Source organism: Caulobacter hibisci (assembly GCF_016135805.1).
Classification (GTDB): Bacteria; Pseudomonadota; Alphaproteobacteria; order Caulobacterales; family Caulobacteraceae; genus Caulobacter; species Caulobacter hibisci.
In genome coordinates this window covers 139184-160243 of the sequence record NZ_JADWOX010000008.1, presented here as the reverse complement: position 1 = coordinate 160243, position 21060 = coordinate 139184, and the positions used below count along the sequence as shown (strand labels likewise).

19 protein-coding genes are annotated in these 21060 nt (G+C 68.6%); 10 read left to right on the top strand and 9 right to left on the bottom strand.

The annotated features are described in order from the left end of the window. Positions 1 to 3 precede the first annotated feature (3 nt). Positions 4 to 462: a response regulator transcription factor gene (locus I4Q42_RS13400; RefSeq protein ID WP_198576575.1), complete on the bottom strand. Its 459-nt coding sequence runs from the start codon at positions 460 to 462 to the stop codon at positions 4 to 6. Between the two features lie 123 nt (positions 463 to 585). Further along, positions 586 to 1299, bottom strand: a complete 714-nt coding sequence (locus tag I4Q42_RS13395; RefSeq protein ID WP_198576574.1) for an extensin-like domain-containing protein — start codon at positions 1297 to 1299, stop codon at positions 586 to 588. A gap of 112 nt (positions 1300 to 1411) precedes the next feature. Between I4Q42_RS13395 and I4Q42_RS13390 the strand changes: the two genes are divergently transcribed. Further along, the gene (locus I4Q42_RS13390; protein WP_198576573.1) at positions 1412 to 2791 is read left to right on the top strand and encodes an MFS transporter; all 1380 of its coding nucleotides are present in this window, start codon (positions 1412 to 1414) and stop codon (positions 2789 to 2791) included. Here I4Q42_RS13390 and I4Q42_RS13385 read toward each other — a convergent pair. From I4Q42_RS13385 to I4Q42_RS13360, 6 genes are all read right to left on the bottom strand, one after another. Beyond that, positions 2778 to 3137 (bottom strand): HepT-like ribonuclease domain-containing protein, encoded by a 360-nt coding sequence (locus I4Q42_RS13385; RefSeq protein ID WP_198576572.1) that lies wholly within the window; start codon positions 3135 to 3137, stop codon positions 2778 to 2780. The two genes, I4Q42_RS13390 and I4Q42_RS13385, sit on opposite strands and share 14 nt — an antisense overlap. Next, positions 3130 to 3420 carry a nucleotidyltransferase family protein gene (locus tag I4Q42_RS13380; RefSeq protein ID WP_198576571.1) on the bottom strand — a complete coding sequence of 97 codons (291 nt, stop codon included), beginning with the start codon at positions 3418 to 3420 and terminating at the stop codon, positions 3130 to 3132. Before I4Q42_RS13380 ends, I4Q42_RS13385 begins: the two co-directional genes overlap by 8 nt. Positions 3421 to 3448: 28 nt before the next feature. Next, on the bottom strand, positions 3449 to 5437 hold the full coding sequence (locus tag I4Q42_RS13375; RefSeq protein WP_198576570.1) for a methylmalonyl-CoA mutase family protein: 1989 nt from the start codon (positions 5435 to 5437) through the stop codon (positions 3449 to 3451). A gap of 257 nt (positions 5438 to 5694) precedes the next feature. Then, positions 5695 to 6180 carry a VOC family protein gene (locus tag I4Q42_RS13370; protein ID WP_198576569.1) on the bottom strand — a complete coding sequence of 162 codons (486 nt, stop codon included), beginning with the start codon at positions 6178 to 6180 and terminating at the stop codon, positions 5695 to 5697. A 15-nt stretch (positions 6181 to 6195) separates the two neighbouring features. Continuing rightward, positions 6196 to 7026 carry an oxidoreductase gene (locus I4Q42_RS13365; protein WP_198576568.1) on the bottom strand — a complete coding sequence of 277 codons (831 nt, stop codon included), beginning with the start codon at positions 7024 to 7026 and terminating at the stop codon, positions 6196 to 6198. 192 nt (positions 7027 to 7218) lie between these two features. Next, a complete protein-coding gene (locus I4Q42_RS13360; RefSeq protein WP_198576567.1) occupies positions 7219 to 8094 on the bottom strand; it encodes a TauD/TfdA dioxygenase family protein in 876 nt (291 codons plus the stop codon). Positions 8095 to 8366: 272 nt separating this feature from the next. On the opposite strand from I4Q42_RS13360, the gene I4Q42_RS13355 reads away from it, so the two are divergent. From I4Q42_RS13355 to I4Q42_RS13330, 6 genes are all read left to right on the top strand, one after another. Further along, complete coding sequence (locus I4Q42_RS13355) at positions 8367 to 9569, top strand: aromatic ring-hydroxylating oxygenase subunit alpha (RefSeq protein WP_198576566.1); 1203 nt, start codon at positions 8367 to 8369, stop codon at positions 9567 to 9569. Position 9570: 1 nt separating this feature from the next. Next, the gene (gene ygiD / locus I4Q42_RS13350; protein ID WP_198576565.1) at positions 9571 to 10377 is read left to right on the top strand and encodes a 4,5-DOPA-extradiol-dioxygenase; all 807 of its coding nucleotides are present in this window, start codon (positions 9571 to 9573) and stop codon (positions 10375 to 10377) included. Between the two features lie 11 nt (positions 10378 to 10388). Further along, positions 10389 to 11462 (top strand): acetamidase/formamidase family protein, encoded by a 1074-nt coding sequence (locus I4Q42_RS13345; RefSeq protein ID WP_198576564.1) that lies wholly within the window; start codon positions 10389 to 10391, stop codon positions 11460 to 11462. 4 nt (positions 11463 to 11466) lie between these two features. Then, positions 11467 to 12432, top strand: a complete 966-nt coding sequence (locus tag I4Q42_RS13340) for a helix-turn-helix domain-containing protein (RefSeq protein WP_198576563.1) — start codon at positions 11467 to 11469, stop codon at positions 12430 to 12432. A 111-nt stretch (positions 12433 to 12543) separates the two neighbouring features. Then, positions 12544 to 13788: a GAF domain-containing sensor histidine kinase gene (locus tag I4Q42_RS13335; RefSeq protein WP_198576562.1), complete on the top strand. Its 1245-nt coding sequence runs from the start codon at positions 12544 to 12546 to the stop codon at positions 13786 to 13788. 12 nt (positions 13789 to 13800) lie between these two features. Further along, positions 13801 to 14577, top strand: coding sequence for a polysaccharide deacetylase family protein (locus I4Q42_RS13330; RefSeq protein ID WP_198576561.1), 777 nt, complete (start codon positions 13801 to 13803; stop codon positions 14575 to 14577). A 140-nt stretch (positions 14578 to 14717) separates the two neighbouring features. Here I4Q42_RS13330 and I4Q42_RS13325 read toward each other — a convergent pair whose 3' ends face one another. Further along, on the bottom strand, positions 14718 to 15866 hold the full coding sequence (locus I4Q42_RS13325; RefSeq protein WP_198576560.1) for an aminotransferase: 1149 nt from the start codon (positions 15864 to 15866) through the stop codon (positions 14718 to 14720). A 247-nt stretch (positions 15867 to 16113) separates the two neighbouring features. On the opposite strand from I4Q42_RS13325, the gene I4Q42_RS13320 reads away from it, so the two are divergent. The 3 genes from I4Q42_RS13320 to I4Q42_RS13310 all read left to right on the top strand — a co-directional run bounded on the left by I4Q42_RS13320 (position 16114) and on the right by I4Q42_RS13310 (position 21023). Next, positions 16114 to 16365, top strand: a complete 252-nt coding sequence (locus tag I4Q42_RS13320; protein ID WP_198576559.1) for a GlsB/YeaQ/YmgE family stress response membrane protein — start codon at positions 16114 to 16116, stop codon at positions 16363 to 16365. Next, positions 16365 to 17675, top strand: a complete 1311-nt coding sequence (locus I4Q42_RS13315; protein WP_198576558.1) for a PQQ-dependent sugar dehydrogenase — start codon at positions 16365 to 16367, stop codon at positions 17673 to 17675. Before I4Q42_RS13320 ends, I4Q42_RS13315 begins: the two co-directional genes overlap by 1 nt. 405 nt (positions 17676 to 18080) lie before the next feature. Beyond that, the gene (locus tag I4Q42_RS13310) at positions 18081 to 21023 is read left to right on the top strand and encodes a TonB-dependent receptor plug domain-containing protein (protein ID WP_198576557.1); all 2943 of its coding nucleotides are present in this window, start codon (positions 18081 to 18083) and stop codon (positions 21021 to 21023) included. Positions 21024 to 21060 lie beyond the last annotated feature (37 nt).

The following is a 21060-nucleotide window of genomic DNA, read 5'->3' as shown; positions in this document are numbered from 1 at the left end:
GTTTTAATCGATCTCGAAGGTGTCGGGGGCGGACGGCGGCGGCGGCGTCGCCGGCTTTGGCGCGACCGGTGGAGCGGGGGGAACGACCGCGCGGGGCTCCGGCGCCAGCAGGGCCGAGATGCGCTTCATCAGATCGGTTGGGGTGAACGGCTTGACGATGAAGCCGTTGGCGCCCTCGTTCAGGGCCTGCTTGACGGTGTCGATGTCGCCGCGGGCGGTGATCATCATCACCGGCGTCCTCAGGCGGCGGTGCTTGCGCAGGATCCGCAGCACCTCCAGCCCGCTCATGCCCGGCATCTGGATATCGAGCAGGATCAGGTCGGCGCGGACGTGGCCCAGGGTTTCCAGGCCGATCGTGCCGTTGGGCGCGGCCGAGACGCGGTGACCCGCCTGGCTCAGCACCAGGTCGACGAAATCGCGGATCAGCGGGTCGTCGTCGATCACCAGGATGGCGTGGGGCATCGCGGATATTTTCCGAAAAGGTACGCAGTCGGGAACTCGACCAACTATAGCGCGTGCGGCCGCTGCGTCGCACCCCCGGGAACGCGAATAGCGACGCGCGCAATTGTCGCGCCGTGATGAGGCTCAGCGGCAGAGGCGGTAGGGCGCCAGGTCCAGATGCAGATGGTCGGCGTGGGCGGCGTTGTAGTCGGGGCTCAGCACCGTGCCGAACAGGTCGCAGGCGCCGGCGCGGGCGATGCGCAGGAAGCGGCCTTCGGGACCGGGATCACGGAAGTCCGCCGCCACGTTGAGCCGCCGGCCGTCGGCCAGGCGCACGCCGGAGACGTCGAGGGCCGAGGCGCGGGCGTGCTGGCTGGGCCGCTCGCCGGGGCGGCCGTAGATCGTGCGGCAGGCATAGGTCCCGAAGTGATCGACCCGGGCCAGCGGGCTGCCCAGCACCCGCCGCGCGGCCGGGGCCAGCACATGGCGCTCCCACACCGCGTAGCGCAGGGCCAGCGGGCAGGTCATGACCGGGGCGGCGGGCGCCAGCAGGCTCCTGGCCCGCACCGTGTCGCGGGTCGAGCAGAAGCCCTGCTCGCGCACCGGCTGGTCGACGGGATCGATCCCCGCCTCGCGCAGGGCCGCGCGGCAAGCGGCCGGATCGGCGGCGATCCGCGACAGCTTGGCCTGCGTCGCCAGTCCCAGCGGCTGGTCGATCGAGAACGGCTTCCACGGCAGGTCCTGCGGCGGCGCGGTGCGGTCGATCAGGGCGAGCAGCAGCAGGCCCGCGAGAGCGGCGTCGATCAGCAGGCCGCCGATCTCGGCCAGCACCAGGGTCTGGGAGGATGCGGGTTTCACGGCCCTTCAACGAGCGGGCGAGCCCGGCGGTTCTGTGCAGCGGCTTGGCGAGCGGCGAGGAAACGGGCATGACCGCCTGCCCGGCTCCGAAAGGGGCCCCAAGAGACCGTCGATGTCCGTCGCCGCCGACCGTTCGCCCCTGCTCGACCGCGCCCTGCTGCCGCGCTTTGGCCTGCTGTGCCTGGGCATCTGGCTGAACGCCGCCGACACCCTGGTCACCGCCACCATCATGCCCAGCGTCGCCCGCGAGATCGGCGGCCACCAGTATTTCGGCTGGTCGGTGGCGGCCTATCTGATGGGCTCGATCGTCGCCGGGGCGTGCAGCGGCAAGCTCTCGCAGGGCCTGGGCCTGCGGCGGGCCACGGCCCTGGCGGGGGTCGTCTACGCCCTCGGCTGCGCCATGAGCGCCCTGGCTCCCGACTTCGTCACCTTCGTCGCCGGCCGCCTGATCCAGGGGCTGGGCGCGGGGGCGGTGGTGGCCCTGTGCTATGTGGCGATCACGGCCCTGTTCCCCGAAAGCCTGTGGCCGCGCGTCTATGGCGCGGTGGCGGGCGTCTGGGGCGGGGCGACCCTGCTGGGACCTCTGCTGGGCGGCGTATTTGCCGCCGCCGGTTTCTGGCGGGGGGCGTTCTGGGCGTTCGTGGGGCAGGGCGTGGTGTTCGTGGTCGCCGTGCTGGCCATGCTGCCGGGCGAGAAGCGGGCCGAGACCCGCACCCGCATTCCCAGCCGCCAACTGGCGCTGCTGGTGCTCGGGGTCAGCCTGATCGGCGCGGCCGGGGTCGTCGCCTCGCCGGCGACGGCGGGGATCTGCGCCGTGCTCGGCGTCCTGGCCATGGCCGCCATGCTGGCCGTTAACCGCGCCTCGCCCGACCGCCTGCTGCCGCGCTCGGCCGCCGACCTTTCGACCGCCACCGGCCTTGGCCTGCTGGTGATGTTCGCCTGCGAGGCCGCCGCCATCGGCTTCACCGTCTACGGACCGGCCTTCATCCAGGCCCGGCACGGCGCCTCGCCGCTGGTGGCCGGCTACGTCACCGGCGGCATCGCGGCCGGCTGGACGGTCTGCGCCATGCTGGTGGCTCATTTGAAGGCCGAGCGCGAGCCGCTGGCCATCCGCGCCGGGGCCCTGGTCATCCTGGTCGGCGTCGCCGCCTCGGCGGTGGCGGTCACGCGCGGCGGCCTGTGGAGCACGGGCCTCTCCCTGCTGGCCGTGGGCTGCGGCTTTGGCCTGTGCTGGGCGTTCCTTGCCCGGCGGACCATCGCCGGCGCCCCGGCCGAGGAGCAGGCCCTGGCCTCGTCGGCCGTGCCGACGGTGCAGCTGATCGGCGGCGCGGCCGGCTCCGCCGCCGCAGGGGCCATGGCCAACTTGCTGGGCTTCGGCCACGGCATCGCCCCGGCCGAAGCCTTCGCCCAGGGGCCATGGCTGTTCGCGGCCTTCGTGCCGCTGGCGTTGGTGGGCTGCGTCGCGGCGTGGCGGCTGGCTAAGAGGCCTTGAGCGCCGTCGCCATCGCATCGACAGCGACTTCCAGCTCGTCGAGCCGCGTCGTGGCGATGGTCCAGATGACGTCGGGATCGATGTCCGGATAGCCGTGCGACACCAAATTCCTCACCGCGACGATCTGCTTCCAGGGCGGCGCGGGCTCGACCGTCGCCTTGAGGTCATCGGGCAAGTTGGCGATGGCTTCGCCGATGACCTGGATATTCATCACCACGGCGTCGAAGGTGATGAAAGACGCCTCGAAGGCAGCGGCGTCGAGCCCCGAGGTATAGAGGCGGATGCGCCCGATCGCCTTTTCGATGTCACTGATCCGCAGCGCCGCGTCGCGCTGGGTCTTAGGCATAGACGACTTCCCGGAGGACATTGTCGCGCATCAGGCGCGGCAGCGACTTGGGCGTCGCCACGTCGACTGGGCGGGCCATCACCAGCGCCAGTTCATCCCCGAGCGTGAAGTATTCCCAGCCTGGAACCCGAAGGGGGTCGAACTCCACCAGCACGTCCACGTCGCTATCTGGACCGGCCTCGCCACGTGCCGTCGAGCCGAAGACGCCGACGCGCGCAACGCCATAGCGGTCGAGCAGCGGCTTGGCCGCGCGCAGTTTGGTCAGCGCCTCGTCGAGGGTCATGGGGCGATCATAGCACGAAATGCGGCTCTCAAGCCTCCGCCAGCGCCGTCGCCTCGACCAGACGCACCACGTCGCCCATGATCTCGGTGATCCGGAAATCCTTGGGCGTATAGATCCGCGCCACGCCCATCTGCTTGAGGATCAGGGCGTCGGCCTCGGGGATGATGCCGCCGGCGACGACGGGGATGTGGTCGAGGCCTTCGGCCCGCATCAGCCGCACCACCTCCTGCACGAGATCCAGGTGCGAGCCCGACAGGATCGACAGGCCCACGACATGCGCGCGGCTTTCCTTGGCGCGGCGGACGATCTCCTCGGGCGTCGAGCGGATGCCGTCATAGACCACCTCCATGCCGCAGGCCCGGGCGCGGGTGGCGATCTGCTCGGCGCCGTTAGAGTGGCCGTCCAGGCCCGGCTTGCCGACGAGATAGGTCAGGGTGCGGCCCAGCACCTGCGAGACCCGCTCGACCTCGGCCTTAACCGCTTCGACGTCCTCGGCCTCGCCGGTGGAAACGACGATCGCCACGCCCGTTGGGCCGCGATACTCGCCGAACACCTCGCGCAAGGCACCGGACCATTCGCCGGTGGTGACCCCGACTTTGGTGGCGGTAATCGAGGGCTCCATGATGTTTCGGCCATCGACCGCGGCGGCCTTCAGGTCGGCCAGGGCGGCCTCGACGGCGGCCGGATCGCGGGCCGCGCGCCAGGCCTGGATGCGCGCGACGACCTCGGCTTCGAGCTTCGGATCTATGGTCTCGATGTTTCCTTCGCCGGCCGACAGGGGCGAGGGTTCGCTGTCGGTCCAGCGGTTGACGCCGACCACGGTCAGGTCGCCGGTCTCGACGGCCCGCACCCGCTTGGCGTTCGACCCGACCAGTTCGGCCTTCATGTAGTCGATGGCGTTCTGCGCCCCGCCCATCTCGTCGATCAGAGCCAGCTGCGCCAGCGCCCCTTTCGACAGCTCGGCGACCTTGGCCTCGACCACGTGAGAGCCGGCGAACAGGTCTTCGTATTCCAAGAGGTCGGTCTCGTAGGCCAAGACCTGTTGCAGCCGCAGCGACCACTGCTGGTCCCACGGCCGGGGCAGGCCCAGGGCCTCGTTCCAGGCCGGCAGTTGCAGGGCCCGGCAGCGCGCGTCCTTGCTGAGGGTGACGGCCAGGGCCTCGATGAGGATGCGGTAGACGTTGTTCTCGGGCTGCGGCTCGGTCAGGCCTAGGGAGTTGACTTGCACGCCGTAGCGGAAGCGCCGGGCCTTCTTGTCCTGCACGCCGTAGCGCTCGAGCAGGATCTCGTCCCACAGCTTGGTGAAGCTGCGCATCTTGCAGAGCTCGGTGACGAACCGAACCCCGGCGTTGACGAAGAAGCTGATCCGCGAGGCGACGATCTCGAAGTCTTCCTCGGGCACCTGGCCGCCGGCGCGGACGGTGTCGAGCACGCTGATCGCCGTGGCCAGGGCGAAGGCCAGCTCCTGCTCCGGCGTCGCCCCGGCCTCCTGCAGGTGGTAGCTGCAGACGTTCATCGGGTTCCATTTCGGAACCTCGCGATAGCACCAGGCGATCATGTCGCCGATCAGCCTGAGAGACGGCCCCGGCGGGAAGATGTAGGTGCCGCGGCTGAGGTATTCCTTGATCAGGTCGTTCTGGGTGGTGCCTTGCAGCAGCGCCCTATCGGCCCCCTGCTCGTCGGCCAGGGCCACGTACATCGCCAGCAGCCAGGCGGCCGGGGCGTTGATGGTCATGGAGGTGTTCATCTTCTCCAGCGGGATCTCGCTGAAGAGCGCGCGCATGTCGCCCAGATGGCTGATCGGCACCCCGACCTTGCCGACCTCGCCGCGCGAGAGGATGTGGTCGGGATCGTAGCCGGTCTGGGTGGGTAGGTCGAAGGCCACCGACAGGCCCGTCTGGCCGCGCGCCAGGTTCGAGCGATAGAGCGCGTTGGATTTCTCGGCCGTCGAGTGGCCGGCATAGGTGCGGAAGATCCACGGCGGATCGGGCGCGTGCTGATAGGCCTTGTCCGACATCCTGCGCTCCCGGTGATCTTTTCTGGTTATCGCCGGATGATGCGCCGGTGTTGGGTGCGGTGCAATATGAGGCTTCGCAGGTGCGCAACGCGTCCTTCTCCCCTTGCGGGAGAAGGTGTCATCCGAAGGATGACGGATGAGGGGTCTCTCAGACTTTTAATGCCGAACCCAGCCTGTCCGCCGTCGCGGCGGACAGGATTTTCGACCCCTCACCCGACCCGCTTCGCGGGCCACCCTCTCCCGCAAGGGGAGAGGGGTCATTCCTTGCTGAAGCTCTCAGGAATTTCCGGCTCCGCGCCCGCCTTGCCCCACAGCACGATCTCGTTCCCCCAAGGATCGCGGAAGGCGTGGTTGTAGCCGTTGAACTCGGCCCAGTAGTGGTCGCGCCACAGCAAGGTGGCGCCCAGGCTCTCGGCGGTCCCCAAAATCCGGTCGGCGCTGTCGTCGTCGCCGATCAGAATCCAGATGCGCGGCTTGCGGCCGTCGGTCGACAGGGCGCGGGGCTCGACGCCGGCGGGCTCTGGGTGCGGGCGGGCGTTGGCGGCGTCGAAGATGCCGAGATGCAGGTTGCCGATCTGGCTGTCGCTGCCGTCCGGGTTCTTGAACTGACCGCCGGGCACCATGCGGTGATAGATCCCCTGCGGCCGCGCGTCGTTCTGCCAGCCGAACACCTGGGCATAGAATTCGCCGGCCTTGGCGGGGTCGTCGCTGGCCAGGTCGACGAAGATCAGGGTGTTGGTCACGGGCGGTCCTTTGGGTCAGTCGAAGGCGATGGAAAGGGAGAGGTCGCGCCAGGCGTCGATGTCGGCCTTGAGGCCGTCGATCGCGTAGCCGGCGTAGTGCAGGGCGTCTTCGCCCAGCAACAGGTGCAGAGGCGGCTCGGGCGCGTCGACGATGGCCAGCATCGCCAGGGCGGCCTTCTTCGGATCGCCCGGCTCGGCGCCGGCGTGGTCGGCCATGATCCGCTCGGCGTCGCGAGCGAGGCCGTCGTAGTCGGCGAGCTTGTCGGCCACGATGGTCTTGGAGCCCTTTGCGAAGGCCGTGCGCAGGCCGCCAGGGGCGACGTTGGTCACCTTGATCCCGAGTTCCGCGACCTCGGCCGCCAGGGTCTGGGTCAGGCCTTCCAGGGCCCACTTGCTGGCGCAGTAGACGCCGGTGCCGGCCCAGACCGCCAGGCCCGAGACCGAGGTGACGTTGACGATCCGCCCCGACCGCCGCGCCCGCATGGCCGGCAGCACGGCCTTGAGCACGGACAGCGGCCCGAAGACGTTGGTCTCGAACTGGGCGCGGACTTCTTCGAGGGAGGCCTCCTCGACCGCGCCGACCAGGCCGTAGCCGGCGTTGTTGACCAGCACGTCGATCACGCCGGTCAGGGCCTCGGCCGCCTTCACGGCCTCGACGACGGCGACCGGGTCGGTGACGTCCATGACCAGGCCGTGGGCGCGGCCCGGCGCCAGGGCCTCGAAGGCGGCGACGTCGGCTTTCTTGCGCACCGTGCCGGCCACGACATCGCCGCGCACCAGGGCCGCCGCGGCGATCTCGCGCCCGAGCCCGCCGGATACGCCGGTGATCAGCCAGGTCTGGGTCATGGTGGAAGGTCCTGTCGAACAAGATCCTCCCCCTCTGGGGGAGGTGGCCCAGAGGGCCGGAGGGGGACGTTATCAGCTGACTAGGCGTTGGCCGTGCTCAGCGACAACTTCCCCCTCAGTCGCCCATTTTCTGTTGGGCCGGCCTTTGGCCGGACCCGGGAGCGACAGCTCCCCCTTCAGGGGGAGCGCACATCAATAGGGAGCGTCGCCCTTCACCCACAGGCGGTGCATCGTCCGGAAGTACTTCTGGTCGTCGTACAGCGTGCCGGTGTGCAGGGTGCAGCGGTTGTCCCACGTCAGGATGTCGCCGGGCCGCCACTTGTGGGCGTGGACGAAGCGCTCCTCCGTCATGAATTCCACCAGCTCGTCGAGCAGGGCCAGACCCTCGGGGCCGGGCTTGCCGATCACTTCGGTCACCGTGCCGGTCGAGGGCCACAGGGCCTTGCGGCCGTCCGAGGGGTGGGTGCGGATCAGCGGGTGCTCGACGTCGGGATTGGCCGCCTCCATCTCGGGCGACAGGATCATCTGCTCGCCGAAGGTGCGGGTGGCCATGAAGTGCTTGTAGCTGTGGTGCAGTTGCAGCGGCAGCAGCTCGGCCTGCTTCTCGGCGGAGAGGGCGTTCCAGGCGGCGCAGCCGTCGGCCAGCAGGGTGTCGGAGCCTTCCTCCGGCGCTTCCACGCAATAGAGCATGGTCAGCATCACCGGCTCGGGCTTGTAGCTGTAGTCGGTGTGCCAGCCGACGCCGTCGTTGTGGGCCCCGATCGGCTGGCCGTCGACGACGCGGTTGGAGAGGATGAAGATCTTCGGATAGCCGGGCAGGGTGAAGCGGGTCTGGGTGTGGTCTTCCGGATCGCCAAACCGGCCGATGAAGGCCATCAGGTCGTCCGGGGTCATGGTCTGGTCGCGCACCAGCACCGCGCCGTGGGCGTGGAAGGCGGCGACCACGCCGTCCAGTTCCGCGTCCGAGGCGGTGGGCAGGTCGATGTTGAGGATCTCGGCGCCGAAGTCGTCTTGCTCGCCGGTCTTCAGGGGCTTGGTGGCCAGGGCGGCGGGCGCTTTCGCGAGCATGGGAACGACCTCGGGTGACTTTGTTGCGGCAAGCCTAAGCGGCAGAAAAACCACGGTCTTGCCTCAGAGCGCCCTCTCTCTTTCCGGCTTCTCGTGCGCGTATGGTCAAAAATCGCCTCCTTGTACGCCGCGGCGACAGCAGCGCCCGTTCGGCGAGCGACCGCGCGGCGCCGGCCTGCGGCTGACCAAGTTTTCGTGCGCGCTGGAGCAAGACCGGGGCGGATAGCGGCGCCAGCCTTGGGTCGTCTTCTTCCCAAAGCGAGCGCCCGGCCGTGACCCTGTTCAGCGACGCCTTCTTCGACGGGCTGTCCAGCTCCACCCAAGAGGTGGGCGCGGCCGAGACCCTGCCGCCGGCCTGCTACACCGACGCGGCGTTCTACGAGTTCGAGAAGGCCGCCTTGTTCGACCACGAATGGCTGTGCGTGGGCCGGGTGGACCAGGTGCAGGAGCCCGGCGACTTCTTCACCACCGAGATCGTCGGCGAGCCGATCCTGGTCACCCGCAACCGGGCCGGCGAGATCAAGGCGATGTCGTCGGTGTGCCAGCACCGCGCCATGCTGGTGGCCGAGGGCAAGGGCAACGCCCGCGGCTTCGTCTGCCCCTATCACCACTGGGTCTATTCGCTGAACGGCGACCTGGTGAACGCCCCGGCCATGGACCGCACCTGCGGCTTCGACAAGAAGAAGATCAGCCTGCCGACCTTCAAGGTCGAGGTTTGGCTGGGCTTCATCTTCGTCAATTTCGACGCGGACGCCGAGCCGCTGGCCCCGCGCCTGACCGCCGTCGAAGCCGCCATCGCCAATTTTGACCTCGAGACCGCCGAAGCGCTCGAACCGATGACCGGCCAGTTCACCTGGAACTGGAAGGTGATGTTCGAGAACAACAACGACGGCTACCACGCCAGCAAGCTGCATCGCGGCGTGCTGCACGACTTCATCCCCAGCGAGCTTGCCAGCTTCCCCGAAGCCGAGCCGGGCGATGCGGGCTTCCTGCGCTACAACGGCACCCTGCATCCCGACGCCAGCTTCAACCCGACCCAGAAGGCGGTGCTGCCGATCTTCCCCAAGCTGTCGGACGAGGACCGGGGCCGGGCGACCTTCGCCAACATCCCGCCGACCCTGTCGCTCGTGATGACCAGCGACATGGTCATCTACCTGATCCTGCGGCCGACGGGCCCGGAGACCATGGCCCAGGACACCGGCATCCTGGTCGCCCCCGGCGCGCGAGACTCCTACGGCTTCAAGGAGCGGCTGGAGATGATCATGACCTCGGCCGGTCAGATCATCGCCCAAGACATGCATGTCGACGAGCTGGTCCAGAAGGGCCTGCGCTCGCGCTTCGCCATCCGAGGCCGCTATTCCTGGCAGGAAGGCGCGCAGGTGCAGTTCAACCGCTGGCTCGCCCCGCGCTACCAGGCTCAGTGGGCGCGGCTGAAGGGCGCCGCAGCCCCCGCCGCGCCGGTGGAGGCCGCCTGAGATGAGCGCCCGCCTTCCCGTCGTCTTCTTCGGTCACGGCAGCCCGATGATCGCGCTGGAGACCAACGACACCACCAGGACCTGGGCCGCCATGGCCGCGCAGATCGAGGCCGCGTACGGCAAGCCCAAGGCCATACTCTGCGTCTCGGCCCACTGGATCACCAAGGGCGTCGGCGTCACGGCGATGAGCCAGCCGCGCACCATCCACGACTTCGGCGCCTCGTTCCCGCGCGCCCTGTTCGAGGTGCAGTACCCCGCGCCGGGCTCGCCGGAGCTGGCGGCCCGGGTGCGCGATCTGCTGGCGCCGGAGATCCCGGTGGTGCTGGACGAGCGCCAGTGGGGCCTGGACCACGGGACCTGGTCGGTGCTGTGCAAAGCCTATCCCGAGGCCGACGTGCCGGTGATCCAGCTGTCGATGGACGGGACCAAGCCGCCGCAATGGCACTACGAGATGGGCCAGCGCCTGGCCGCCCTGCGCGACGAGGGCGTGCTGATTGTCGGCACCGGCAACATCGTCCACAACCTGCCGGCCATGGACTGGGGCGACCGTAACTGCGCGCCCTATGACTGGTCGCAGCGCTTCAACGAGGCGATCAAGAAGGCCATCGCCGACGACCAGCCGCTGGCCGCCGTCGAGTTCGAGAAGCTGGGCGAAGACGCCCGCCGCGCCGTGCCGACCCCCGACCACTACTGGCCGCTGCTCTACGTGCTGGGCGCGCGCCTGCCCGGCGACGTTGCCCGCTTTTCCCCCGACCACATCGAGCACGGCTCGCTGAGCATGACCAGCGTCACGCTGGCCGCGGCCTAACGGAGAACCCGATGCCCTTCATCTGCGAACCCGGCCAGGTCCGTCCCGACGTCGCGCCCGGCGCCCTGCACCATCTGAAAGCCACGCCCGAGACCATCCACTGGGGCTATTTCGATCCGTCGATCAAGCCGGCCCTACGCATCAAGAGCGGCGACCTGATCCAGGCCGAGGCTGTCACCCACCACGCCGGCGACGCGCCCGACCTGATGATGGACGCCGCGATCACCCGCATCTTCACCGAGGTGCCGGAGGACGACCGCAACCCCGGCGTCCACATCATGACCGGGCCGATCTACATCGAGGACGCCAAGCCCGGCGACGTGCTGGAGGTGCGCTACCTGCGCATGGTCCCGCGCAACAACTACGGCTCCAACCTCGCGGCCAACTGGGGCTATCTCTACAAGGAGTTCGGCGAGAAGGAGCGGGTGACGATCTACGAGCTCGACGCCGACTACAACACCGCCAGCGCCCTCTACGCCTACGACTTCCCGGGCAAGTACCTGACGCCCGGCACGATCACCAACTGCCCCGAATGCGACCGCCAGAGCGCGCTTCCCGGCGTGCGCATCCCGGCCCGGCCGCACCTGGGCACCGCCGGCGTCGCGCCGGCCGTCGACGGCCGCGTCAGCACCATCCCGCCCGGCCTGCACGGCGGCAATATCGACAACTGGCGGATCGGGGCGGGGGCGACGATGTACTATCCCGTCCAGGTGGAGGGCGGGCTGTTCTCCATCGGAGATCCCCATGTCAGCCAGGGCGATGGCGAACTTTCAGGCACGGCGATCGAAAGTTCGCTCAACGTGCTGATGCAGATCGTGCTGCGGAAGGATTTCGAGACCCCGGGGCCTTTGCTGGAGACCCCCAAGTGGTGGATCGTCCACGGGTTCGACGAGGATCTCAATGTGGCCATGCGCCAAGCTTCCCTCAACATGCTGAGCCTGCTGTCCGACCATGTCGGCCTGACCAAGAACGACGCCTATTCGCTGATGAGCGTGGCCTCCGACTTCGGCGTGACCCAGGTGGTCGACGGCAAGCAGGGCTGCCACGTGCGCATCCCGCGCGACATCTTCCCGAAGAGAACCTGAGGCCTTGCGCGCCTGGTCGTTCAGCACCGACAGCTACCCGCGCGCCGAGCGGGCCGACGCCTGGCGCGAGGCCATGTCGCGCCTGGGCCTGCCGGTCGAGAGCCTATCTGATCTCGAGCCGGCCTCGACCTCGGTGGTCTGCCTGACCAGTCCGCTGGGCATCGAATTCGCCCTGGTCAACGCCGGGGCCCAGACCATCTCGGGCCGCCTGACCAACCAGCCGGCTGCGGTGTGGATGGCGGTGCTGCTCGATGGCCAGGCGGCGGTGGTCAGCGATGACCTGGGCGAGGACCTGTCGATCGGCGACATCGCCTTTGGACCGACTGGACAGGCCGCCGCCCTGCGGCTGGCCACCCGCTGCCGGCTGATGTTCGTCCGCGCCCCGCGCGTGGCTTTGAACCATCGCCTGGTTGCGCCGCGCGCCCTGCGCGTGGGGCGTCTACGCGGCGAGGGCGGGGTCAAGCACATCCTGTCGGGCCTGCTGCGGGCCACCGCCGACTCGCTGGAGGACCTGACCGTCGACCAGTTGCGCCCCGTGGAGCTGGCCCTGGCCGAGTTCCTGGGCCTGTGCCTGCTGGAGGCCGGCGAAGAGCGCGGCGCGGCCTGGCCGACCGACGCCCGCAGCGCCCACCTGCAGCGCCTGCGCCAGACCATCGAGACCCTGCTGCCCGACCCGAACCTGACCATCCGCCGGGTGGCCGACGAGGAGGGCGTCTCGCCGCGCTACGTGCAGAAGCTGTTCGAGGGCGTCGAGGAGACCTTCAGCCACTATCTGCGCACCCGCCGGCTGGAGCGCTGCCGCAACGACCTGGCCAGCCCGCAGTTCGCCCGGCTGTCGATCTCGGAGATCTGCTTCCGCTGGGGTTTCAACGGCAGCGCCCACTTCAGCCGCGCCTTCCGCGACCAGTACGGCTGCTCGCCCCGGGATTTCCGCCGCAGCGTCCGCGACGAGGAGCGGGTGGCGGCCTAGCTGCCTATGGCGCGGGGCCGGCCTGCCTTGCTATGCTCGACCGGCGGGAGGCAGGAGCCCTCCCGGCAAGACCCATCCCAGTGGGTTGCCAGGGTGTTCTGGGAGGGGCGCATGGATTCCGAGGCTTTCACGACCAGCGAATATCGTCCCGACGACCTGGCCTCGCCGACGCCTCAGGACGCCGCCTTGCCCGGGCTGCTGGCCGATGTCGCCAAGGTCGCCAAGATCGAGGTGGTGCCCCAGATCCTGGAGGTGATCTGCCGCACCACGGGCATGGGCTTCGCCGCCGTCGCACGGGTCACCAAGGACCGCTGGATGGCCTGCGCGGTGCGCGACGAGATCGGCTTTGGCCTGCTGCCCGGCGGCGAGCTGGAAGTCGCCTCGACCATCTGCGACGAGATTCGTGACAACGAGACCGCCGTGGTCATCGACCACGTGGCCGAGGATCCGGTCTGGCGCGACCACCACACGCCGCTGAAATACGGCCTGCAGAGCTATATCTCGACGCCCATTCACTACAACGGCCTGTTCTTCGGCACGCTCTGCGCCATCGATCCGCGTCCGGCCAATCTGCGGGGCACCCAGGCCCTGGCGACCTTCGAGCTGTTCGCCAAGCTGATCGGCGGCCACCTGGAAGCTCAGGACCGCCTTGTGGAGAGCCAGGCGGCCCTGGCCACCTCGCAGCGGGATTCGGAGCTGCGCGACCAGTTCATCGCCGTGCTCGGCCACGACCTGCGCAATCCCCTGGCCGCGATCAACGGCGGCGCCCGCCTGCTGCGCAAGCAGCCCTCCGGCGAGAAGGCCGAGTTCATCCTGGGTCAGATGGAGCAGAGCGTCGCGCGGATGGCGGGGCTGATCGACGATGTCATGGACTTCGCCCGCGTGCGTCTGGGCGGCGGGTTCGGCCTGGATGCACGCCCCACGCCGCCCGAGACCTTGAGCCGGTCGCTGGAGCAGCTGGTCGCCGAACTGCGCAGCGCCCGGCCCGACCGGCGGATCGAGTCCGACATCGTCCTGAGCGAGACGGTCGTCTGCGACGAGGCCCGGATCGCGCAGATGTTGTCCAACCTGCTGGGCAACGCCTTGACCCACGGCGATCCGGCCAAGCCGGTAAGGGTCGAGGCGACCACCGCGGACGGGCGGTTCGTGCTGTCGGTGATCAACGGCGGCCCGGCGATCCCGCCCGAGACGATGGCCAAGCTGTTCCAGCCGTTCACCCGCGGGTCGGCCGAGATGCAGCAGGGGCTTGGCCTGGGGCTCTACATCGCCTCGGAGATCGCCCGCTCGCACGGCGGCGCCCTGACGCTGCGGTCGGACGACCGGGAGACCCGCTTCTCGTTCTCGAAGCCGTTGTAGGGGAGGCCGTCGATGAAGGCGCTGCTGGCGATCGTCATGAGCCTGGCGTGTGGGGTTTCCATGGCCAGCGCCACCCAATGGCCGAACGGCGCCAAGGCGGCCGTGGCCCTGACCTATGACGACGCCCTAACCTCGCAGCTCGACAACGCCGTGCCAGCCCTGGACGCGGCCGGTTTCAAGGGCAGCTTCTTCCTGTCGGGCGTCAAGGCGGCCGAGATCCCGCGCTGGCGGGCCGCCGCGGCGGAGGGCCACGAGCTGGCCAACCACACGATCTTCCACGCCTGCCCGGCCGCCAGCTTTCCGGCCGATCCGCGCTATGTCGCCGAGGCCTATACGCCCGCCAGCCTGCTCAAGGAGATCGAGCAGCAGAACGTCCTGCTGACCGCCATCGACGGCAAGACCCGGCACGGCTTCGCCACGCCCTGCGGGGCCAGCAAGGCCGGCGGCGTCGACTATCTGGAGGCGCTGCGGGCCTCGGGGCTGGTGACCTATGCGCGCGGCGTGGTGACGACGCCGGAGGACCTGGCCGGACGTCGGATCGACCCGATGCACGTTCCCTCGCGCGGCTTTCCCGAAGGCGTGACCGGCGCCCAGCTGATCGACTTCGCCAAGGGCGCCGCGGCCGGCGGCGGGATGGCGGTGTTCCTGTTCCACGGCGTGGGCGGGGACTATCTCCAGGTCTCCAACCCGGCGCATCTGGAGCTGCTGGCCTGGCTGAAGGCGCATCCCGATCAGGTCTGGGTGGCGCCGTTGCAGGAGGTCATGGACTGGGCGGCGGCGCATCCTTGAGGCGCATTCCCTCTCCCCTTGTGGGAGAGGGTGGCCTCCGAAGGAGGTCGGGTGAGGGGTCTCTCAGACGTTGGCGGAGAGGCCTATCGACCCCTCATCCGTCGGCTTCGCCGCCACCTTCTCCCGCAAGGGGGGAAGGATCACCTAGCCCGCGCTAGCCGCTCCACCGCCGCGTCCAGCACGTCGTCCCCCTTGGCGAAGCACAGCCGCAGGACGTTGGTCACCGGATCCTCCGCGTAGAAGGCCGAGACCGGGATCGCCGCCACGCCGTGCTCGCGGACGGCTCGCAGGGCGAAGGCCCGGTCGGGCTCGTCGACGCCCGAGGCGGTCAGGTCGACATTGAGGAAATAGGTGCCGCCGCTGTCGAGCACCGTGAAGCCGACTTCGCGCAGTCCAGTCGCCAGCCGATCCCGGGAGCGCTGAAGGCCGGCGGGCATGGCCTCGAACCAGTCGCCGGGTTCCTCCAGCCCGAAGGCGACGGCGGCCTGAAGATTGGGCGGGGTGGTGAAGGTCAGGAACTGGTGGGCGCCGGCCAGGGCCTTGGCGAGCGGCGGGGCTGCGCACAGGAAGCCGACCTTCCAGCCGGTCATGCCGAACATCTTGCCCGCCGAGCCGATCTTGACCGTCCGCTCGCGCATGCCGGGGAAGGTCATCAGCGGTTTGTGGGCGCGGCCGTCGAAGACCACGGCCTCCCACACCTCGTCGCAGACGGCCGTAACGTCGAAGCGGACGCAGAACTCCGCCAGCAGGGCCAGGTCCGCGTCGGGGGTGACGACGCCGGCCGGGTTCAGCGGACTGTTGAGCACGACGAGCTTGGTCTTGTCGCTGAACACCGCCTCCAGTATGGCGCGATCGAACCGCCAGTGCGGCGGGGTCAGGCGCACCAGGCGCGGGATCCCGCCGGCCCGCCGCACCATCGGCAGGTAGGCGTCGTAGAGCGGCTGGAACAGCACCACCTCGTCGCCGGGCGAGATCATGGACAGGAAGGCGGCCGCCAGGGCCTCGGTGGCGCCGGAGGTGACGATGATCTCGCGGTCGGGGTCCAGCGCCAGGCCCTGGGTGCGCCCATAGTGGCCGGCCACCGCCTGGCGCAGCTGCGGCAGGCCGCGCATCGGCGGATACTGGTTGGAGCCCTCGATCAGCGCTTCGCCGGCCTTGCGCCGCAGCGCGATCGGGCCCTGGTCGTCGGGAAAGCCCTGGCCCAGATTGATCGCCCCCAGCTCGCGGGCGAGGCCGCTCATCTCCTCGAAGACGGTGACGGGCAGGTCGGCGAAGACGGGATGGACCATGGAACGCTCGCGGTATGGGCGGCGACCATGGCGCGGTGGCGGCGCGGCGCCAAGGTTTAGCGGCCGCGCTGCCCCCTCAGTCGCTCCGCGACAGCTCCCCCAGAGGGGGAGCATCTTGCGGCGTAGATCCTTCCCCTCTGGGGGAGGTGGCCCGGAGGGCCGGAGGGGGCGCGGCAGGCGGCAGGCAACCTCTGCCGCGCCCCGTGCATTTCCCAACCACCCGAGGGCTAATCAGGAGAGCGACGGCATGAACGGCGTGGGTTTCATCGGTGCGATCATCATCGGCATTTTCGCCGGCTGGCTGGCCGAGAAGATCATGAAGCGCGACCATGGGCTGCTGACCAACCTGGTGGTCGGCCTGGTCGGTTCGCTGATCGGCGCCTTCCTGGCCAGCATGGTGGGACTGGGCGCGACGGGCTGGATCGGCAGCCTGGTGATCTCGACGATCGGCGCGGTGGTGCTGCTGGCCCTGCTGGGTCTCTTCCGTCGGCGCGCCTGATGAAGCGCGTCCTGGTCGCCGCCGCGGCGCTGACGGCAATGAGCGTCGCCGCGTGCGGCGAGCGGGCCAAGCTCGACGTGGCGGCCGGCACGGGCCCCAATCCCGAATTGCCGGCCCCCAACAAGACCCTGCTGCCGACGATGAATATCGCCCCGGCCAAGGGCTGGCCGGCGGGCGGCGCGCCCAAGCCGGCGGAGGGGCTGGCGGTCAAGGCCTTCGCCGACAAGCTGGACCATCCGCGCTGGATCGAGATCCTGCCTAATGGCGACGTTTTGGTGGCCGAGACCAACGCCCCGCCCAAGCCCGAGGACAGCAAGGGCCTGCGGGCCAAGATCCAGGGGCTGGTGATGAAGCGGGCGGGGGCGGCGACCAAGAGCGCCAACCGCATCACCCTGCTGCGCGACACCGACGGCGACGGCGTCGCCGACCTGCGCGCCAACTTCCTGTCAGGCCTGAACTCGCCGTTCGGCATGGCCTTGGTGGGCGACACTCTTTACGTGGCCGACACCGACGCGGTGCTGCGCTTCCCCTACAAGACCGGCGAGACCTCGATCGCCGCCAAGGGCGAGCGGGTCGCCGACCTGCCGGCCGGGCCGCGCAATCACCACTGGACCAAGGCCCTGATCGCCAGTCCGGACGGCAAGAAGCTCTACGCCACCGTCGGCTCCAACAGCAACGTCGCCGAGAACGGCTTTCCGGACGAGGAGGGGCGGGCGGCGATCTGGGAGATCGACGTCGCTACGGGGGTCAAGCGTCAGTTCGCCGGCGGCCTGCGCAATCCCAACGGCATGGGCTGGGAGCCCTCGACGGGCGCCCTGTGGACCGTGGTCAACGAGCGCGACGAGATCGGCAGCGACCTGGTGCCCGACTACCTGACCTCGGTGAAGGACGGCGGCTTCTACGGCTGGCCCTACAGCTATTACGGCCGCCACGTGGACGAACGGGTCAAGCCGCAGCGGCCCGACCTGGTGGCCAAGGCCATCGTCCCCGACTACGCCCTGGGGCCGCACACCGCCTCGCTGGGCCTGACCTTCGACACGTCTTCGGCCCTGCCGGCGGCGTTCAAGGGCGGGGCCTTCATCGGCCAGCACGGCTCGTGGAACCGCAAGCCGCACAGCGGCTACAAGGTGATCTTCGTGCCCTTCGCCGAGGGCAAGCCGTCCGGTCCGCCGCGCGACGTGCTGACCGGCTTCCTGAGCGCCGAGGGCGACGCCCTGGGACGGCCGGTGGGCGTGGCCTTCGACCGGCGCGGCGCGCTGCTGGCGGCCGACGATGTCGGCAACGTCATCTGGCGCGTGACGGGACGCTGACTCGAGTCACGCGCGTGTCGGCGCCCAAAACCCGGGCGTCGGCGGTTGCACGGCCATGCGCCCAATGCGGGTGCTGGCCGGCGGTGCAATCATCGCGCATTCGTATATTTCAGGAAATTCCAAGTATTGATGTTGTGTGGACAATATAACTATCTGTTAGTGGGTGTTATTTGCCCTCAGGAGATAAAGTCGGAACTGTGACCGGCTAATGTCTGCCCCCTGATCTTCCTTGGCTGATTATTGCTACGGAAGGCGGCTTTGGCGGGGTTTTTAGGAAAATAGCTCGGACTTGGGGTGTGTTATCGCTTCCCGACGACCCTTGCCGTCCTAAAGCACCTGCCATGATGGAGGCTTCGCGAGGGGTGAAGTTTCCAAGCTAATCTCTCCATGGGGGAATAAGTTCTAATGCTTGATCGCAAGTTGCTGCTGGCCACGTCGGTGATCGCGGGCCTCGGCCTCGCGCCTGTCGGCGCCTGGGCCCAGGCCGAAGCCAAGGCCAAGGCCGCTTCGACCGCGCCCGCCGACGACGCCGACGCCGTCGAGGCGGTGGTCGTCACCGGTTCGCGTCTGAAGCAGAACGCCTACACCAGCGCCTCGCCCATCCAGGTGATCACCGCCGACCAGGCGTCGCTGGAGGGCCTGATCGACACCACGAGCATCATCCAGGGCTCGTCCGTCGCCAGCGGCTCGTTCCAGGTCGGCAACGAGCTGACCGGCTACAACACCACCGGCGGCCCGGGCGTGAACTCGATCTCTCTGCGTGGCCTGGGCGCCAACCGCACCCTGGTGCTGCTGGATGGCCACCGGATCGCCCCGTCGGGCGTGCGCGGCACGGTCGGCCCGACCGACCTGAACACCATCCCGAACGCCATCGTCGAGCGCGTGGAAATCCTCAAGGACGGCGCCTCGTCGATCTACGGGTCCGACGCCGTGGCCGGCGTGGTGAATTACATCACCAAGAAGGATTTCGACGGCGGCAAGATCAAGCTGTACGGCAATGCCCCGTTCTCCAGCGGCGGCGGCGGCAACCAGTACACGGCCGAAGCTCTGTGGGGTAAGGCGTTCGATCGCGGCTACGTCAACGTCACCGGCAGCTACTACAAGCAGAACGCCCTGCGTCGTGGCGACCGCGAATACACCAGCTGCGCCAGCGAGAACTACACCAACCTGCAGACCGGCGCGCGGATCGACTACACGGACGCCATCAACGGCGGCCTGAAGTGCTACAACCAGATCAACAACGTCATTTCCACGAGCGTGGGCTACCTGCAGTATAAGCAGGACGGCGTCGACTACAGCTATGCGGGCAACAACAGCACCTTCGCCGGCCTGGCCCGCGTCGCGCGCGCCAACTATCCGGACAGCTACCGCTACGCCAACTACGATTCGGCGGCCTGGCAGCGGGCCACGGTGATCAGCCCGGTCGAGCGCTACAGCCTGTACGTCAAGGGCGGCTACGACATCTCCGACTCGGTCGAGGCCTATGGCGAGGTGCTCTACAACCGCCGCAACTCCGAGCAGGACGGCGCGCGTCAGCTCTACGCCACTCTGGCCTCGACCAACCCGAACAACACCCTGGGCGCGGCCGCCGGCACGGTTCAGCCGGTCATTTCGGTGGCCTATGACTCGATCCAGAAGATCGACTACTACCACACCCTAGGCGGCGTCCGCGGCGACCTGCGGAGCCTAGCCGACACTAAGCTCGACTTCCTGAAGTCGTGGAGCTGGGACGCCTACGCCCAGTACGGCAAGTCCGACGGCACCTATTCGGTCAGCACGATCAACAGCGACGCTGTCGCCGCGACCATGGCCGCCGGTTCGACGAACTACTGCGTTCAGTCGATGGTGACGATCTCGGGCGGCGACTGCTCGACCCTGCCCACCGGCATTCCGTGGCTGAGCTCGCGCGTGCTGTCGGGCAACTTCACGGACGCTGAAAAGGCCTTCCTGTTCGGCGTCGACGTCGGCCACACCGTCTACGAGCAGTGGATGGGCGAGGTCTCGGCGACGGGCGACCTGTTCACCCTGCCGGCCGGCGTGGTCAGCGCCGCCGTCGGCGTGTCGTTCCGCAAGGACGATTTCGACGACACCCCGGGTGAAGCCTCGCTGAAGAACAATAACCTCAACCTGACCCAGGCGGGCCACACCGCCGGTCACGACGCGACGACCGAAGCCTTCATCGAGGTCGAGGTTCCGGTGGTCCGCGACCTGCCCTTCGTCAAGCGCCTCGACCTGACCATGTCAGGCCGTCACACCGAGGTCGATAGCTACGGCGACAACGACGTCTACAAGTTCGGCCTGAACTGGCAGATTACGCCGTCGTGGCGCGTGCGCCTGTCGGACGGCACCTCGTTCCGCGCTCCGTCGCTGTACGAGCTCTATCTTGCCGACCAGACCGGCTACACGACGGCCGACCCCTGCATCCTGTGGGGCAGCAGCGGCGTCAGCGCCACGATCCAGACCAACTGCGCCGCCCAAGGCGTGTCCAGCTCGCGGACGACCTACACCAGCAAGGTCTACACGGGCGGCGGTTCGGGCAATCTGAAGGCCGAGACCTCGGAGTCGAAGATCGCCGGGATCATCTGGACCCCGCAGTTCATGAACCTGCAGGTCGCCGTCGACTACTCCGAGATCGACATCGACAACGAGATCTCGCAGTTCGGCGCGGCCAACATCGCCGAGCGCTGCTACGAGTCGACCAACCTCTCCAGCGCGTTCTGCGCCCTAGTCGAACGTGACTCGTCCGGAGCCCTGATCGTCCACAACAACTACGTCAACGTGGCCGAACAGAAGAACCGCGCGCTCGACCTCAACGTCGACTACCGCCACGACTTCCCGGCGGGCAAGCTGTCGTTCCACAGCGAGTTCAGCTGGCAGCTGCAGGACACGACCAAGCTGTTCGGCGACAGCACCGAGGACGACTACAACGGTTCGACCTTCATCTATGACGGTCCGGACTTCTCGGGCCGCATGAGCCTGGCCTTCCGCCACGACGACTGGACCGTCAACTGGACCACGTCGATCACCGGCAAGGGCTCGGACGCGGAACTGGCCGGCGACACCGTCGCGTCGAGCAAGTACGCCTCGTCGACCAACTACGACTACGTGTCCGGCGGCGTCTACTACAAGTACGTCGGCCGCAAGTACTACACCGAGTTCATGGCCTATCACGACGTCTCGTTCCGCAAGACGATCGACGACAAGACGACCCTGACCTTCGGCGTGCAGAACCTGTTCGACGAGGCGCCGCCCTCGATCTCGAGCAGCTATCGCGTCGGCAACTCCGAAGTCTGGGGCTACGACCTGAAGGGCCGCAAGGGCTTCGTCTCGGTCGAGCGCAGCTGGTAACACGCAGGTCGCCTGCAAGCTGGAAAGGCCGTCGCCC